13 protein-coding genes, 1 tRNA gene, 1 pseudogene and 1 riboswitch are annotated in these 14,607 nt (G+C 37.5%); of the genes and pseudogenes, 8 read left to right on the top strand and 7 right to left on the bottom strand.

What is annotated here, in order from left to right:
- Positions 1-54 precede the first annotated feature (54 nt).
- A riboswitch (SAM riboswitch) is annotated at positions 55-172 on the top strand.
- Between the two features lie 64 nt (positions 173-236).
- The 4 genes from PDT38_RS05730 (at position 237) to PDT38_RS05715 (ending at position 4,036) form a co-directional block, all read left to right on the top strand.
- Positions 237-1,358: a methionine biosynthesis PLP-dependent protein gene (locus PDT38_RS05730; RefSeq protein ID WP_270799658.1), complete on the top strand. Its 1,122-nt coding sequence runs from the start codon at positions 237-239 to the stop codon at positions 1,356-1,358.
- Positions 1,351-2,523 carry a cystathionine beta-lyase gene (gene metC / locus PDT38_RS05725; RefSeq protein WP_270799657.1) on the top strand — a complete coding sequence of 391 codons (1,173 nt, stop codon included), beginning with the start codon at positions 1,351-1,353 and terminating at the stop codon, positions 2,521-2,523. Before PDT38_RS05730 ends, metC begins: the two co-directional genes overlap by 8 nt.
- 221 nt (positions 2,524-2,744) lie before the next feature.
- Positions 2,745-2,984 carry a hypothetical protein gene (locus PDT38_RS05720; protein ID WP_270799656.1) on the top strand — a complete coding sequence of 80 codons (240 nt, stop codon included), beginning with the start codon at positions 2,745-2,747 and terminating at the stop codon, positions 2,982-2,984.
- A 149-nt stretch (positions 2,985-3,133) separates the two neighbouring features.
- Entirely contained in the window at positions 3,134-4,036 is a 903-nt protein-coding gene (locus tag PDT38_RS05715) for a phosphotransferase (protein ID WP_270799654.1), read from the top strand.
- Here PDT38_RS05715 and PDT38_RS05710 read toward each other — a convergent pair.
- A complete protein-coding gene (locus PDT38_RS05710; protein ID WP_270799651.1) occupies positions 4,033-4,923 on the bottom strand; it encodes a LysR family transcriptional regulator in 891 nt (296 codons plus the stop codon). The genes PDT38_RS05715 and PDT38_RS05710 overlap by 4 nt on opposite strands.
- Positions 4,924-5,048: 125 nt before the next feature.
- Between PDT38_RS05710 and PDT38_RS05705 the strand changes: the two genes are divergently transcribed.
- A complete protein-coding gene (locus PDT38_RS05705) occupies positions 5,049-6,062 on the top strand; it encodes a YeiH family protein (protein WP_270799649.1) in 1,014 nt (337 codons plus the stop codon).
- A gap of 176 nt (positions 6,063-6,238) precedes the next feature.
- Here the strand turns inward: PDT38_RS05705 and PDT38_RS05700 are convergent, their stop codons facing one another.
- From PDT38_RS05700 to PDT38_RS05690, 3 genes and pseudogenes are all read right to left on the bottom strand, one after another.
- Entirely contained in the window at positions 6,239-6,388 is a 150-nt protein-coding gene (locus PDT38_RS05700) for a hypothetical protein (protein ID WP_270799647.1), read from the bottom strand.
- 96 nt (positions 6,389-6,484) lie between these two features.
- Positions 6,485-6,793: a hypothetical protein gene (locus PDT38_RS05695; RefSeq protein ID WP_270799644.1), complete on the bottom strand. Its 309-nt coding sequence runs from the start codon at positions 6,791-6,793 to the stop codon at positions 6,485-6,487.
- A gap of 84 nt (positions 6,794-6,877) precedes the next feature.
- Positions 6,878-7,150: pseudogene (locus PDT38_RS05690) on the bottom strand (T7SS effector LXG polymorphic toxin); the annotation flags it as partial.
- Between the two features lie 370 nt (positions 7,151-7,520).
- Here PDT38_RS05690 and PDT38_RS05685 point away from each other — a divergent pair.
- Positions 7,521-8,513 carry an aspartate phosphatase gene (locus tag PDT38_RS05685; protein WP_270799641.1) on the top strand — a complete coding sequence of 331 codons (993 nt, stop codon included), beginning with the start codon at positions 7,521-7,523 and terminating at the stop codon, positions 8,511-8,513.
- Positions 8,514-9,241: 728 nt separating this feature from the next.
- On the opposite strand, the gene PDT38_RS05680 is transcribed toward PDT38_RS05685, so the two are convergent.
- Positions 9,242-9,314 (bottom strand) — tRNA-Val (locus PDT38_RS05680).
- 514 nt (positions 9,315-9,828) lie between these two features.
- Here PDT38_RS05680 and PDT38_RS05675 point away from each other — a divergent pair.
- A complete protein-coding gene (locus PDT38_RS05675; RefSeq protein ID WP_270799640.1) occupies positions 9,829-10,119 on the top strand; it encodes a hypothetical protein in 291 nt (96 codons plus the stop codon).
- A gap of 207 nt (positions 10,120-10,326) precedes the next feature.
- The gene (locus PDT38_RS05670; protein WP_270799639.1) at positions 10,327-10,872 is read left to right on the top strand and encodes an IseA DL-endopeptidase inhibitor family protein; all 546 of its coding nucleotides are present in this window, start codon (positions 10,327-10,329) and stop codon (positions 10,870-10,872) included.
- Between the two features lie 86 nt (positions 10,873-10,958).
- On the opposite strand, the gene cysI is transcribed toward PDT38_RS05670, so the two are convergent.
- Both cysI and PDT38_RS05660 read right to left on the bottom strand, forming a co-directional pair.
- Entirely contained in the window at positions 10,959-12,677 is a 1,719-nt protein-coding gene (gene cysI / locus PDT38_RS05665; protein ID WP_270799638.1) for an assimilatory sulfite reductase (NADPH) hemoprotein subunit, read from the bottom strand.
- A 21-nt stretch (positions 12,678-12,698) separates the two neighbouring features.
- Positions 12,699-14,465, bottom strand: coding sequence for an assimilatory sulfite reductase (NADPH) flavoprotein subunit (locus tag PDT38_RS05660; RefSeq protein ID WP_270799637.1), 1,767 nt, complete (start codon positions 14,463-14,465; stop codon positions 12,699-12,701).
- Positions 14,466-14,607 lie beyond the last annotated feature (142 nt).

Below are 14,607 nucleotides of genomic sequence, written 5' to 3'. Positions count from 1 at the left end.
TTGAAAAACCTTTGAAATTGGGTTAAAGTAGAGAATAATCAGAAAATTGAACAATTCTTATCAAGAGAGGTGGAGGGACTGGCCCTTTGAAACCTCAGCAACCGGTATACATTTACTTTATCAATGTACCAAGGTGCTAAATCCAGCAGGCGAAATGCTTGAAAGATAAGAGGAAGTGTTGATCAAACCCCTTCTTCTTATGAAGAAGGGGTTTTATTTTTAAAGGGTGGTGTCATATGACTGAACATGTACAAACAACACTGGCGCAAATTGGGAATCGTAGTGATGAAGTGACTGGAACCGTTAATCCTCCTGTTTATTTTTCTTCTGCATATCGGCACAGGGGGATTGGTGAATCAACAGGATTTGACTATATTCGTACAAAAAATCCGACCAGACAGCTGCTTGAAGATGCAATTGCAAAATTGGAAGGAGGAACACGCGGTTTTGCATTCAGTTCTGGTATGGCAGCCATTCAAACGATTATGGCGCTATTTAAAAACGGTGATGAACTATTGGTTTCGGCAGATTTATATGGAGGTACATACCGTCTGTTTGAAAACGAGTGGAAAAAGTATGGTTTACGGTTTATTTACGATCATTTTTCAGATGAAGACTGTATAAAATCAAAGATTACAAAACATACAAAAGCTTTTTTTATTGAAACACCAACAAATCCTTTAATGAAGGAAACCGATTTGCAAAAAGTAGCTCAGATTGCAAAAGAAAACGACATCTTATTGATTGTGGACAACACATTTTATACACCTGTTTTGCAAAAGCCGCTTGAATTAGGTGCTGATCTCGTCATTCATAGTGCGACAAAGTATTTAGGAGGGCATAATGATCTTTTAGCAGGGCTTGTTGTTGCCAAAGGTGATCAGCTTTCTGAAGAAATATTTCAGCATCAAAATGCAATTGGTGCCGTCTTATCTCCGTTTGACTCTTGGCTGTTAATGAGAGGCATGAAAACACTAGCTCTCAGAATGAAGCAACACCAAGCGAATGCCCAAGAGCTTGCTGTTTTTTTGGCAGAACAGGCAGAGATTACAGATGTCCTTTATCCTGGACGAGGAGGTATGCTGTCATTTCGAATTCAACAGGAAGAATGGGTCAACCCATTTTTAAAAAGTTTAAAAACAATCTGTTTTGCTGAAAGCCTTGGTGGAGTTGAAAGTTTTATCACATACCCGGCGACACAAACCCATATGGATATTCCAAAGGAAATTCGGATTGCTGGTGGTGTCTGTAATAGACTTTTACGCTTCTCAGTCGGAATTGAACACGTCGATGATTTAAAGAATGATTTCCGACAGGCATTGCAAAAAATCAAAGGGGAGAGGAATACGCTTGAATAAACAAAAATGGACACTAGAAACAAGACTCATTCACAATCAATGGAAAACAGATGGAACAACCGGAGCTGTCAGTGTACCGATCCAACATGCTTCAACCTTTCACCAAGCCTCTTTTGACCAGTTTGGTGAATATGATTACAGCCGTTCTGGAACCCCCACAAGAAAGGCGCTTGAAGAGACAATTGCTGAGCTTGAAGGAGGGACACGCGGCTTTGCTTTTTCATCGGGAATGGCCGCTATTTCTACTGCTTTTTTACTTTTATCACAAGGAGATCACCTCCTGATCACAAAAGATGTCTATGGTGGAACATATCGGATAGTCACAGATGTGCTAAGCCGCTATGGGATCGAACATACCTTTGTTGATATGACCGATTTAAATCAAATCGCCTTAAATATTAAGGAAAACACGAAAGTCATTTATCTTGAGACACCGTCAAACCCGACACTTGGTATTACAGATATTAGAGGTGTTGTTAAACTTGCCAAAGCACATGGCTGTCTAACTTTTCTTGATAATACATTCATGACTCCGGCACTTCAGCGTCCTCTTGAACTCGGCGTAGATGTTGTACTTCACAGTGCAACAAAATTTTTAAGCGGACACAGTGATGTCCTCTCAGGGCTTGCTGTTGTCAAGGATGAAAAGCTTGCAGAAGACCTTGGTAAACTACAAAATTCCTTTGGTGCTGTTCTTGGTGTTCATGACTGCTGGCTTGTTTTAAGAGGATTAAAAACACTTCAAGTTCGGCTTGGAAAAGCGAGCAAAACAGCCCGGCAACTTGCTGAATTTTTTACTAAACATCCTGCTGTCAAACAAGTTTATTATCCGGGTCTCTCCTCGCATCCAGGAGCTCAGGTGCATAAACATCAGTCCAATGGTGCGGGTGCGGTACTTTCCTTTGAACTAGCTGATGCACAAGCGGTTAAAAAAGTCGTTGAAAACTTGACGATCCCAGTCTTTGCCGTCAGTTTAGGTGGAGTTGAGTCAATCGTTTCTTATCCAGCGAAAATGTCGCACGCTGCCATGCCAAGAGAAGAGCGACTAAAACGTGGTATTTCTGATGGTCTTTTGCGTCTTAGTGTTGGTATGGAACATGCCGACGATTTACAGAAAGATTTTAGCGAAGCTTTGCAGACGATAACAGAAGGAGTTTGCCACTGATGAACAATCTTTCAATAGGATAATGGGCAAAAGAGGAATAATGAAACATTATCTTGAGGTGAAAACAGAACGGGAAATATATGCTGTCACGTGTTAGAAAAGTCCTTTTTATAAGAGGGGCTTTTTTCTTCATATATAAAGGTGATCATCATATGAAACTTGCTTTGAAACACAAAGCTATCATTGGATGTTATTGAACTTTAAGGGGGGACTTTTGAAAAATGAATAATGAAAGTATTTTGGAAAAACTTGAGCAGAAAATAAAGAGTGAAAAAAACAATTTAAGGAAATTCCGGAAAAAGAGTTTATCGAACTTAAAAATAAATTCTCTACACACAATTGAACCGTTTGTTTTTCTTGAGCATCCAATAAAAAGTTATGACATCTATGAACAAGACTGGAACGGTATTATTATCGTTATGGAGACAGAAGAGAAGTGTTTTGGGCTTACAACCGCTTAGCATGGCTAATGTAGTTAAAAAGTAAAATGATGAAGAATACGAGTGGGTGTTTTTTCGTTGTAACAGGCTTTTTTAAATGGGCTGGAAAGTTGAATAAACCAGAAAAGAGAAAATTTGTAACGTGATTAAAATAGTAAGGAGGATCAAACATGACTGATGAAGCAACTCTGCAAAAACTATTTCAGCAAAAAATAAAAAAAGCTGTTGTGCTTGGAGATCTTTATGAAGGTCGCGCCAACAATGTTTGGAGGATCATTTTTGAAGATGTTCCTGACTGTATTGTTAGAGAGCCTAAGTCAGGCATTGAAGAAAGTGAGTTTTCATTTGGATGTAAAGAGATATTTGGTTTAAATATGAGCCATGTTTATGAACATATTGAAATAGTGAACGAACAGTTAAAGAATACCAATTCATTTGCGATTCCGGCTGTTATTCGCAAACAGCAAGTAGAAGGACGACGTTTTCTAGTTATGGAAAAAATTGAAGGTCAGCAGGTGGCCAGTTTTATTGATCGCTCACCAGAATTTTTAATGGACTATGGTCGACAATTAGCAAACCTTCATCAATTTCATGCTGCTTATTTTGGTACTGTTCACGAAGGTAAACGAGCAGATCTTAGTGTGTTCCATCAAACATTGGTATCAACAGCCGAAAAGTTAATTGATCGTTATGACATGTACTCTAAACATATCAGAGAGTATTTCCCCATATTTAAAGAAAAAATTCGCAACCTTAAGTCTCCTGTATCTGCGAGCTTTATTTTAATCGATATTGATCCGAGTCAATATGTTGAAAAAAATGGTATGATCAGTGGGCTTGTGGACACAGAAGCTGTTGCAATCGGACCGCGTGAGTATGATTTTGTTGCGCTTGAATATCTATTGACTGAAAGAGAAGCTTTATTTATTCAACAAGGATATGAAGACATTTCAAACTTACCAAAAAATCTTGCTGCTGTTCGTGAATGCTACCGGTTTATTTGTTTATTGTTGGATATACATGGAACATGGGACTTTCATCAATGGATGAGACACCCCGTACGGTTTTTTTAGAATGATTCCCCCACTAGTTCTTTCGTTGTTTGAATAAATATTTGCAATGCCTTTGTTTCGTATAAGCTGTGTGTTACAATGGAAAACCTTCGTTTGAAGGGTAGTTCGATCACCGGAATGGTGGTAATATAACCATTTCTCTGTTCTTTTTCAATGGCCCAGTTCGATAATAAAGAAATACCTAACCCTGCTTCAACCGATTCTTTAATCAGTTGAGTACTCCCAAATTCCATCATGTTTTGTGGGGACATATTGTACATTTCAAAAAGTTTTTCGGCAGCTTGCCTTGTCCCTGACCCATTTTCTCTTAATATCCATGTTTCATCACTTAGTTCAGTAATGCTTCTTGCTTTTTTCGGATGGACAAGAGGATGTGATGGAGATGCAACAATATTCATATGATCATCGGAAATCGGTTCAGTGTTTAATGTGTCATCAGTAAAAGTTCCTTCAATAATACCAATATCTATTTGATGTCCTCTAACAAGTTCAATGATTTTCTTCGTATTATGAATCTTAACCGTTGGAGTAATCAGTGGATAATGTTTCTGAAGTCTTGCAATAATTCTAGGTAAAATATATTCTCCAAATGTATAGCTTGCTCCAATGACAATTGGACCACTCGCATGATGGGTTAGATCATCGATAGACGTTTGCATTTTCGTATAGAGCGCTAAAATCTCTTTTGCATGACGATAGACAATTTCACCAGCTTGATTGAGACGAACATATTTATTGCTTCTTTCTAATAATCTAGTTCCAACCGATTCTTCAAAAACTTTAATATATTGACTCACAGCGGGTTGTGTCATATGAAGTTCCTCTGCCGCCCGTGAGAAGTTTTGTTTTTCCACCACTTTGACAAAGACTTTTAAATATTGGTCCATCCTTATTCCCCTTTATGTTCTCTATTTATATTGATTTACTTATGATAACTATTATACATATTTATTTTTCTAATGATAAGAATCCATGTATGCTAGATTTATTAACATTCTAGAGGTGATTCATCATGAATTCTAAATTTGCGAGGGCTGAACGATATCAGCTGTTTTGGTTTGGAGGTGTAGGCTTTACATTTATTTTAGCTGGTCTTGGCTTCGCCTTAGCTTTTTTACCTGGTTTAAATCGTATCGGTCCAATGGCCTGTTCGATTTTGTTAGCTGTGTTGTATCGCCAATTTTTTCAATATCCGATACTTTTAAAAGATGGAATTCAATTTGTTTCTAAAAAAGTTTTGCGGTTTGCTATTATTTTATATGGTTTAAAACTAAATATAGATGTAATCCTTCAGCAGGGAGTAGGCTTGCTTGTCAAAGATGCAATGGTTATTACATTTGCGATTTTCGCTACAGTCTGGCTTGGACAGAAACTAAAAGCAGACGCATCTGTCACACTATTATTAGGAATAGGGACAGGTGTCTGCGGGGCAGCGGCGATTGCTGCTGTTTCCCCTATTGTTAAAGCAAAAGAAGATGAAACCGCAATGTCAGTCGGAATGATTGCTTTAGCAGGTACTATTTTTTCGATTGTGTATACCATTTTAAGACCGATTCTTCCATTATCAGCAAGCGAGTATGGCATGTGGAGTGGAATGAGTTTGCATGAAATTGCTCATGTGGCCTTAGCTGGAGCTCCTGCTGGTGAGAAAGGATTAGCGCTAGCACTTGTTGTCAAATTAGGACGTGTTCTGTTGCTTGTTCCACTATCACTGTTTCTTATCTACTGGATGAAAAGAAAAAATGCAGATGAAAATATGTCTGCTAAAATAGATTTTCCATGGTTTTTAGTTGGATTTTTATTGATGAGTCTATTTGGAAGCTTTGTGCTCGGCAAATCAATCCATGTTTCTTCAGAAATGATCAATGGTGTTTCAACAGTGACGACATTTCTGTTAACATCAGCAATGGTTGGGCTAGGGCTGAATATTAGTTTGCGGGAACTTCGTAAAAAAGCATTGCGTCCTGTCGCAGTCATTTTCATCGTATCAATCGCACTATCGATTGTTACGTTTTTACTCGTGTAGTTAGAGAGAGCATAAATCTCGGGGTTATGCTGTCGGCAGACATAGAGAGGAGGAGCAGGAAATGTGGCAGGTGGTGTTAAGCAATCATATTTTCTTCTCTTTCATCCCATGTCATTGCTTTTGTGAGGGTGGAGCTAAATCACTGAAAGACAGACATGAAGGAGTTCATTGAGAGATCACTTGAACATTTCTTCAATATGATAAAGTTCTATTTGTTCTGCTTCTTTGCGATCATCAGTATAATCATTTTCATTTATGATCTTTATCAGTCCTTTTTGAAAGAAAGATGACAATCGCTTTGCTTCATGAACTAACATAGGTTTCATTTTCTTTAATGTTTCTCTTTGTTGTAGATGAGGCACGTCATCAATTCTAGTTATATAGATAAGTCCTAAAAATCGAAGAAAAGAATATCCAGAACATTAATCTTGATATAATTGTTCTAATATCTCAACTATATCATGGTTATCAAATATGAGATGATCCAATAGTGAAGTTATTCGAATTTGTTCAAACTTACCAAATGGAATGATTGCTAAAATAAGTTTTTCTAAATCATTTTTGATGTACTTATTTGTATAATCCAAATCAAGTAAGTTGAAGTAAAAATCATTCCCGTAAATCTTTTCAATGTCCTGTGTTTTATATACCCACTTCTCAAACTCTGCAATACTGATATGTCCTTTATAAACACGATAAAACTGTTTTTGAATGTCTGTTTGACTACTCATTCTACACTCCTTTCTTAAGCAGAAGAAACGCTTATTCATTTCGATCCTTTTCTGCTTATCCAATTATCTTTGATATCACCAGAATAAAAAAGAAATCTGCATATCGGCAAGCTTGATCCAACTGCCGACAACCTCGGCCTGTCCTCTAAAAAACTCTTTAATGTTATCTGCGCCTTTTCCTGTGAAATCATCACCTAAATCTGCGCCTCCGAGACACGCTGTTTTTAGTGTCTGAAGCTTCTCTTTCAGGTTTTCATAATCTTTTTTTTGTTGATAGGCTCTTTCAATTAAAGTACTAGCTTCAAGAACTTTAACTGAACTGTCTAACTCATTATTTTGATTTTTCTTGTCCGCCATCACATTTTCCTTTCAATCATATTTTCCATATATCTAAATAATAGAGTAGGATAAAGATAATCGAAATAGATCGTTTCCCCTTTTCTATGTATTAATTCCCTAATACAAAGAAGTTAAATAGTCCTGTTGCTTTGGATATTCGGTATCACGCAACTTTTTTTATCGAAAAAAATTTTCGCTTTATATTTGAAGTATTTGTGATATTCTTAACAAAAAAGGTATTTTTGAACAGAAAGAAATGAGGGGTTATGGAAACAATTCCATCTTCGTTAGTGGGAATGAAAATTAATAAATGGTATAACGAGATACAAAAATTAGATGTAATTGAAGAGAGCGGCTAAAAGAAGAAGTTTGTCAAGAAATAGAAAACATGGAAGAGGATCAGGATGCTCTATTGTATTTTCAACTGATGGACTTAAGACACCAGCTGATGTTAGACTATTTGTTCCCGAAAGAAAATGATATGACACTTGCCGATTATCTTAGAGAGATAGAAGGAAAGGGTCAGAAATTTTCTGGGTTACTAGAGTATTATTTTTCGTTGTTTTCGGGAATGTATTATTTTTCAGAAGGGAAATACATAACAGCAATTAGATACTATAGAATGGCAGAAAAGAAATTGACTAAATTTTCAGATAAAATAGAAAAGGCTGAATTTTATTTTAAAATAGCTGAAGTCTATTATCATATGAAGCAAAATCATATGTCTATGTATTATATTTCTCTTGCAGATGAAATTTATAAAAAACACTCTACATATAAAGTTCGTCAGATTCAATGTCATTTTGTTATTGCAGGAAATTATGATGATTTGGAGGCACATGATAAGGCATTACCTCATTTGCATAAAGCTTTGGCTCTTTCTAAAGAGATTGGAAATTCATCTATGATTACCAAAGCTTTATTAAATATGGGTCACTGTTACAATAATGTAGGGAGTTTTCATGCTGTACCCTTTTATCTTGAAGCTATTAAAGCTGCTGAGAAGACAAAAGCAAAAGAAATTACAATTCCATATTATGATTTGACTCTGATCCATTTTAGTAAAAACGAAAATGCTAAAGGATTTGAATATTTTCAAAAGGCTAGAGAGAGTGCTCAACTATTCCAAGATGATTTGTTTATGTATTTGTTGAATGTTGTGGAGGAGTTGTTTATTAAACAAACGGATCAGGAAAAAGTTTTACAATATTTTGAACCACTTAGGGATAGTAGAGGTTATCCTTATATAGAAGAACTGGCAATAATTGCGACCGAATTTTATAATAAGAATGAGCGGCTGGCAGATTCTGTGGTTTTCTATAAGCAGTTGTTGGAGGCTCAAAAACAAATTCGAAGGGGAGAATTTCAAAATGAAATGTAAAAACTTTTTTTCAGCGGTCATCATTTTGGGAGTATTAACGTTAGGGATTACCGGTTTTTCTCATGCGGATCACAGTGATATGCAGGCTTCATCAAGATATTCTACTTGAAGCTTGATGTAGAAACGAAATTATAAGATCAATGAAGCCCAACTCTAAAGAGAAGGGCTTTTTTCACAACTTATTTGAATAGTTTACCTAACAATTTCCCTGTCGTTTTTCCGGCAGCTCGACGGGCAATGCGTTTCCCTACTGTACCTTTTTTAACCGCATTGACATCTCCTAAAGTTTTAGCCAACTATACATTGCTGATCTGATTTTGTTGATGCTCATTTTTACATGTCCCTTTTGTGTGGTTTTATAGCGTAAAGAAAGTATGTGGGCACCCACACAACACCCACAAACCCATGATAAAGTGTGACTTTTAGTGATCAAGAAAAATTGGAAACCTTGGTATTTCGGCGTTTTAAACATACTAAGATATAGTAAGATGTTCAGAAATAATCTAAAATATGAATACCAATAAGTTTTTGGCCGCTTATTTTGCAAATGCTTAATAAAAAATCTTAATTTTAACATGAGAATAAGCAAATAGGGTTCTTATTACTTCACGCCAAAAGAAAACCGCAACCTAGGCGTTTTTAGGACCGTTACCCTGCATAAATCAACGCAAATAAAAAAACGGCAGGAATGCCGTTGTATCAACGTTTCCTACCATTTCAATTTTGTATGATTCCGACTGGGCTCGAACCAGCGACCTCTACCCTGTCAAGGTAGCGCTCTCCCAGCTGAGCTACGGAATCATGAAGCTGGGTATTTCCTTACTGACAAGTTCTATTATATGCATATGGACTTAGACTGTCAACTGTTTTTTAAAACTTCATGGGGTTTTGTAGATTAGCATGGAACTTTTCTAAAGGCTCAATAAGATGATCATTGAGACATCCCTCAAGATCGCCATGATAGAGCTTTACGAAAGTGAGAGGGAAGAGAAAACATATGAACTGTATTGTAAAAAATAGTTAAGAAAGTATTGACAACTGCCATTCTTATCTTCATTATTTAATTGAAAGGAATGATTTGGATGGAGTGATTGAACTCTTTCATCCAAATCCAAGCATTGAGTTTGTTAAATAGCTGTACAGAGTGTAAGAATGAGGAATGGTTTAAAGGACTTTCGATGTTCCCAAGTGGTCATCATCATGAACATTTTCTCGCAAAAATCAGGTTATGCTGAGACCAGCCCCGGGTTCATTAGCTTCAGATGGTTTATTTTCAGAAGGTTTAGTGAAATGATATTAAAAGGGTGATTAAATCATGACCAATGGCCCAACTTCAGTGAAAGGGTTAATTTTCCAAACGCATATTTACAGATTAAAGGAATTGATGGAAAAGTTTTTGGAAGGCAACATTTCGAAAGCAGAGCGTCGCGAATTATTGCAACTTCATGAAGAGTGTACAGATATGATGGTTCATATTTTCAAAGACTCGAACCGTGCATTGTTTGATACTGAATTAATCCCTGCGGAACATGCAAAAAAGATTAATGAGCTTTTAAAGAGAATATATCAAAACAGTCAAAATATAAGAGATTTATTGGATGATTAGCGTATGGATCAGTACCTTGTTTTTAGGGTGCTTTTTTTAGTGGACTGATTTTAAAGCGGTGGCTTCAGCATGTGTTAAGTTTGAAATCATGAATAAAACAATCAACAATCTGAGTAAAGGAAAAATTTTCTCGAAAACATATTGTAATCTAATCGTAATTATTGTAACATTTGTAATATAAGAGATATATTTGAGGAGAGAATAACAGTGAAAAAACTAATGCTTTGTTTAATAGGTGCTATGTTGTTCCTGCCGAACAGCTCAACGGCCATGAAAAACCAACATTCAACAGACTTAACTAAAAAACAAGTGATAATCAAGACGTTACAGGCTCGTGAACATTTTTGGAACATAATGATGGGGCATAATCCTAAAATAAAACATTCCACTTGTCAGACAGAAACTGTTGAATATCATCATCTACCATATATGTACATGTGCAGCGAATTCAGTACAAAAGAAAAAATGACACAATACTTAGCTCCCATTTTTACAAAAAAAGCAATCAAAGAAGGGTTTGAGAAATACAAAATCGTATCTTACAAAGGAAAAATGATCGTTCCTGTTGGTGATGGGAGCAACCTTTTAAGTTGGGAAAACTCATCATTTAAACTCATCTCTAAAAAAGGGAATATACGCACATACGAATTTACCGTTCCGTCTTTAGATGGAACAGGATCAATTAAAAGAAAAATTACGTTTATCAAAGAAAATCATAAATGGAAAATGAATCAGCTCGATGCTGTGATGTGAATGAAACAGCTAGTGTCAAAACAGACATTAGCTGTTTTTATGATAAAAATTGAATGAAAACACCTCAGCATGGCCGAGGTGTTTAATTACTCATGAAAATTTGTACCGTCCGTCGTTTCTTTCACAATGCCAGCGCGAATGACGAAATCACCGAAATGTTCAGCTTCCTTACGTTCTTTCGCATAACGGGGAAGAATCTGCCGAAGTTCGCTTAAAATTTCTTCTTCACTAATGTTCTCGCGATACATTTTACTGAGCCGGCTCCCATCAAAAGCGGCACCAAGATACATATTGTATTTGCCAGGGGCTTTACCGATAAAACCGATTTCTGCAAGTGCGTGGCGGGCACAGCCGTTTGGGCATCCGGTCATTCGAATCGTGATGTCTTCGTGATGAAGACCGTTTTCCTCAATGATTTCATCAACTTTGTCAATGAGAGATGGTAAATAACGTTCTGCCTCGGCCATTGCCAAGCCGCATGTTGGCAGGGCGACACAAGCAATCGAGTTGCGGCGAAGTGCCGTAAAATCATTTCCATCTGTTAAGCCATATTCTTCAATAAGTTCGTTTAGTTTTTTCTTTTTTGCGCTTGATACATTGGCAATGATCAAATTTTGATTTGCGGTTAGGCGAAACTGACCTGTATGGATTTTGGCAATTTCACGTAATCCTGTCATCAATCTGTAGTCATCTTGATCTTTGACACGTCCACCTTCAATAAACAATGTTAAATGCCATTTTCCTTTAACGCCTTGAACCCAGCCGTAACGATCACCATTATGATCAAAATGATAAGGTTTCGTTTCAGCAAGGCTCCAACCGAGACGGTTTTCGAGTTCCTTTTTGATTGATTCTAATCCAAGACGGTCAACTGTGTATTTAAAACGGGCATTTTTACGGACGGAACGGTTTCCATAATCACGTTGAATCGTCATTGTTTTTTCTGCGACTTCACACACTTGTTCAGGCAGACAAAAACCGATAACTTTGGCAAGCTGCGGATATGTCGCTTTATCTCCGTGAGTCATGCCCATCCCACCGCCGATTGCTACATTAAAGCCTAGAAGTTTGTTATTTTCTACAATTGCGATAAACCCAAGATCTTGAGAAAATACGTCAATATCATTTGCTGGTGGAACAGCGATGCCGATTTTAAATTTTCGCGGTAAATAGAGTGGTCCATAGATTGTCTCAATTTCAGCTGTCTCCGGTCCACCGATCAATTTTTCTTCATCAAGCCAAATTTCATGATATGCACGGGTACGGGGTAGTAGCTGATCACTCAAGGTTTTTGCCCATTCATACACTTCAGCGTGAATTTCTGACTGATCAGGATTTGAGGCGCACATCACATTACGATTGACATCTCCGCAAGCGGCAATCGTATCCAAAAGAACGGTATTGATTTTTTGAATTGTGTTTTTCATGTTCCATTTTAAAATACCATGTATTTGAAATGTCTCTCTTGTTGTCAGTTTCAATGTACCGTTTCCATATTGGCGGGCAAGCTCATCCATAACAAGCCATTGTTCAGGGGTTGCTACACCACCTGGCAGCCGGACACGGAGCATAAACTGATAGGCTGGCTCCAATTTCTGCTTTTGGCGTTCATTACGGAGGTCTCGGTCATCTTGCAAATAGCTACCATGATGTTTTAACAAGCGGTTGTCATCATCAGGAATTCCGGCACTGATTGAATCGAGCATGGCTTCCTGCAAATTTCCGCGCAAATAGTTGCTTTCTTGTTTTATTCGTTCAACATCGCTTGGCGAACCTTCGGGTGCTTTTAATGGTTGGCTTCTCATCGCTAAAAAACCCCTTTCATGTTAATATACATCACGCTGATAACGTTTTTGTTGTTTCAACTCCGTTAAATAGGCCTCTGCTTTTTCGAAGCTCATGTTGCCTTCTTTTTGAAGAATCTCTAACAAAGTGTGATGGACATCTTTCGCCATTTTTTTCTTATCTCCGCAAACGTAGAATACCGCTCCTTCTTCAAGCCACTCAAACAGTTCTTTGCTATGTTCCAGCATACGATGCTGCACATAGATTTTTTCTGCCGAATCTCGTGAAAAAGCAACATCCATCTTCGTCAATACGCCTGTTTTCAGCCAGTTTTGCCATTCCGTTTGATAAAGAAAATCTGTCACAAAGTGCTGATCACCGAAAAACATCCATGATTTCCCTGTTGCTCCTGTCTCTTCACGTTCTTGCATAAATGAGCGAAACGGAGCGACACCTGTACCAGGGCCGACCATAACAATGGGGGTGTCAGAGTTTTCAGGAAGTTTAAAGTTTTGATTGGCTTGAATATAAACCGGAAGTGTATCACCTGGTTGAATACGTTCAGAACATAAGGTTGAGCAGACACCTTTTCGGTTGCGACCATGTGCTTCGTAACGGACAGTGCCGATTGTAATATGAACTTCATCTGGATAAGCCATAAAACTGCTGGCAATTGAATAAAGACGGGCTGGCATTTTCCGAAGCATAGAGACAAATTGTTGTGCTGATGTATTGAACGGTCCAAAATCGCGTACGAAATCAAGTAAATCGCGTCCTTCGAGATATGCTTTGATTTTTGTCTCATTCCCTGTCAGTGAAGATTGATTGGACCATTCAGCAGCTTTTTGAATCAAATTCTTTGTCAGAACAGTGATTTCAAAATAAGAAGTCAGGGCTTCTTTCAACGACATGCTTTCACCCTGTTTATTAACAGTTACCACTTCTTTTGCATCCCATTTCAGTTCCTTTAAAAGCATTTCAACGAGTTCGGGATCATTTTCGGGATAAATACCGAGTACATCTCCAGGTTTATATGTTAAACCTGAACCTTCAAGTGATAATTCTAGATGGCGTGTTTCTTTGTTCGATCCACGACCATTTAAATTTAAATTTTCCAGTACTTCGGCTTGAAACGGGTTTTTTCTTGAATAAATCATTTCTCCTGCTTGAGGAGCTTTCACCGTGGATAATGTAGAGTTGTTTCTTTCGCCTTGATTCAACGCGTCTAAAACACCTTCAAGCCATTTGCCTGCTGGTTCATCATAGTCGAGGTCACAGTCAACTCGCGGATAAAGTCTTGCACCGCCGAGTTCTTTTAGCCGCTGATCAAAGTCTTTACCTGTTTGGCAAAAAAACTGATATGAACGATCTCCGAGTGCCAAAACGGAAAAGTAGAGACCATCTAACTTAGGAGCACGCTTACTATGAAGATAGTCGTAAAATGACAACGCATTATCAGGGGGCTCACCCTCCCCATGTGTACTGACAACAATGAGCAGATGTTTTAATTGTTTTAATTGTTTCGGCTTAAAATCATTCATTGCTGAAACGGTTACTTGGAAGCCACCTTCTTTCAATCTTATACCTACATGGTTGGCAAGGCTCTCTGCATTTCCCGTCTGTGATCCATATAAAATCGTTACGTCTTTTGAAACATGTTGACCAGTTTCATTAGACAGTGTTTCAAGAGGAGCCGCCAAATACCCGCTCAACCAAATCTTTTGAGATGGTGTTAAGGTGGGTAGAAGACGATTAAGAAGTTCTGTCTGTTCCTGATTAAACGGACTGTTCATCACTTGAAACTGCAATAAAATTCACCTCACAATGATATAAATGCACTATTCCGATAAAATAAATAAGATTTATTGGCGAAAAAAATGCTAAACTTTCTCCTTAAAAGTTTACCGGAATAGTAGATATTAGTAAAATATATATTAATTATTAGAGCTA

It is taken from the genome of Bacillus changyiensis, from assembly GCF_027706145.1.
GTDB classification, from domain to species: Bacteria; Bacillota; Bacilli; order Bacillales; family Bacillaceae; genus Bacillus; species Bacillus changyiensis.
This window is presented reverse-complemented; position numbering and strand designations above follow the sequence as displayed.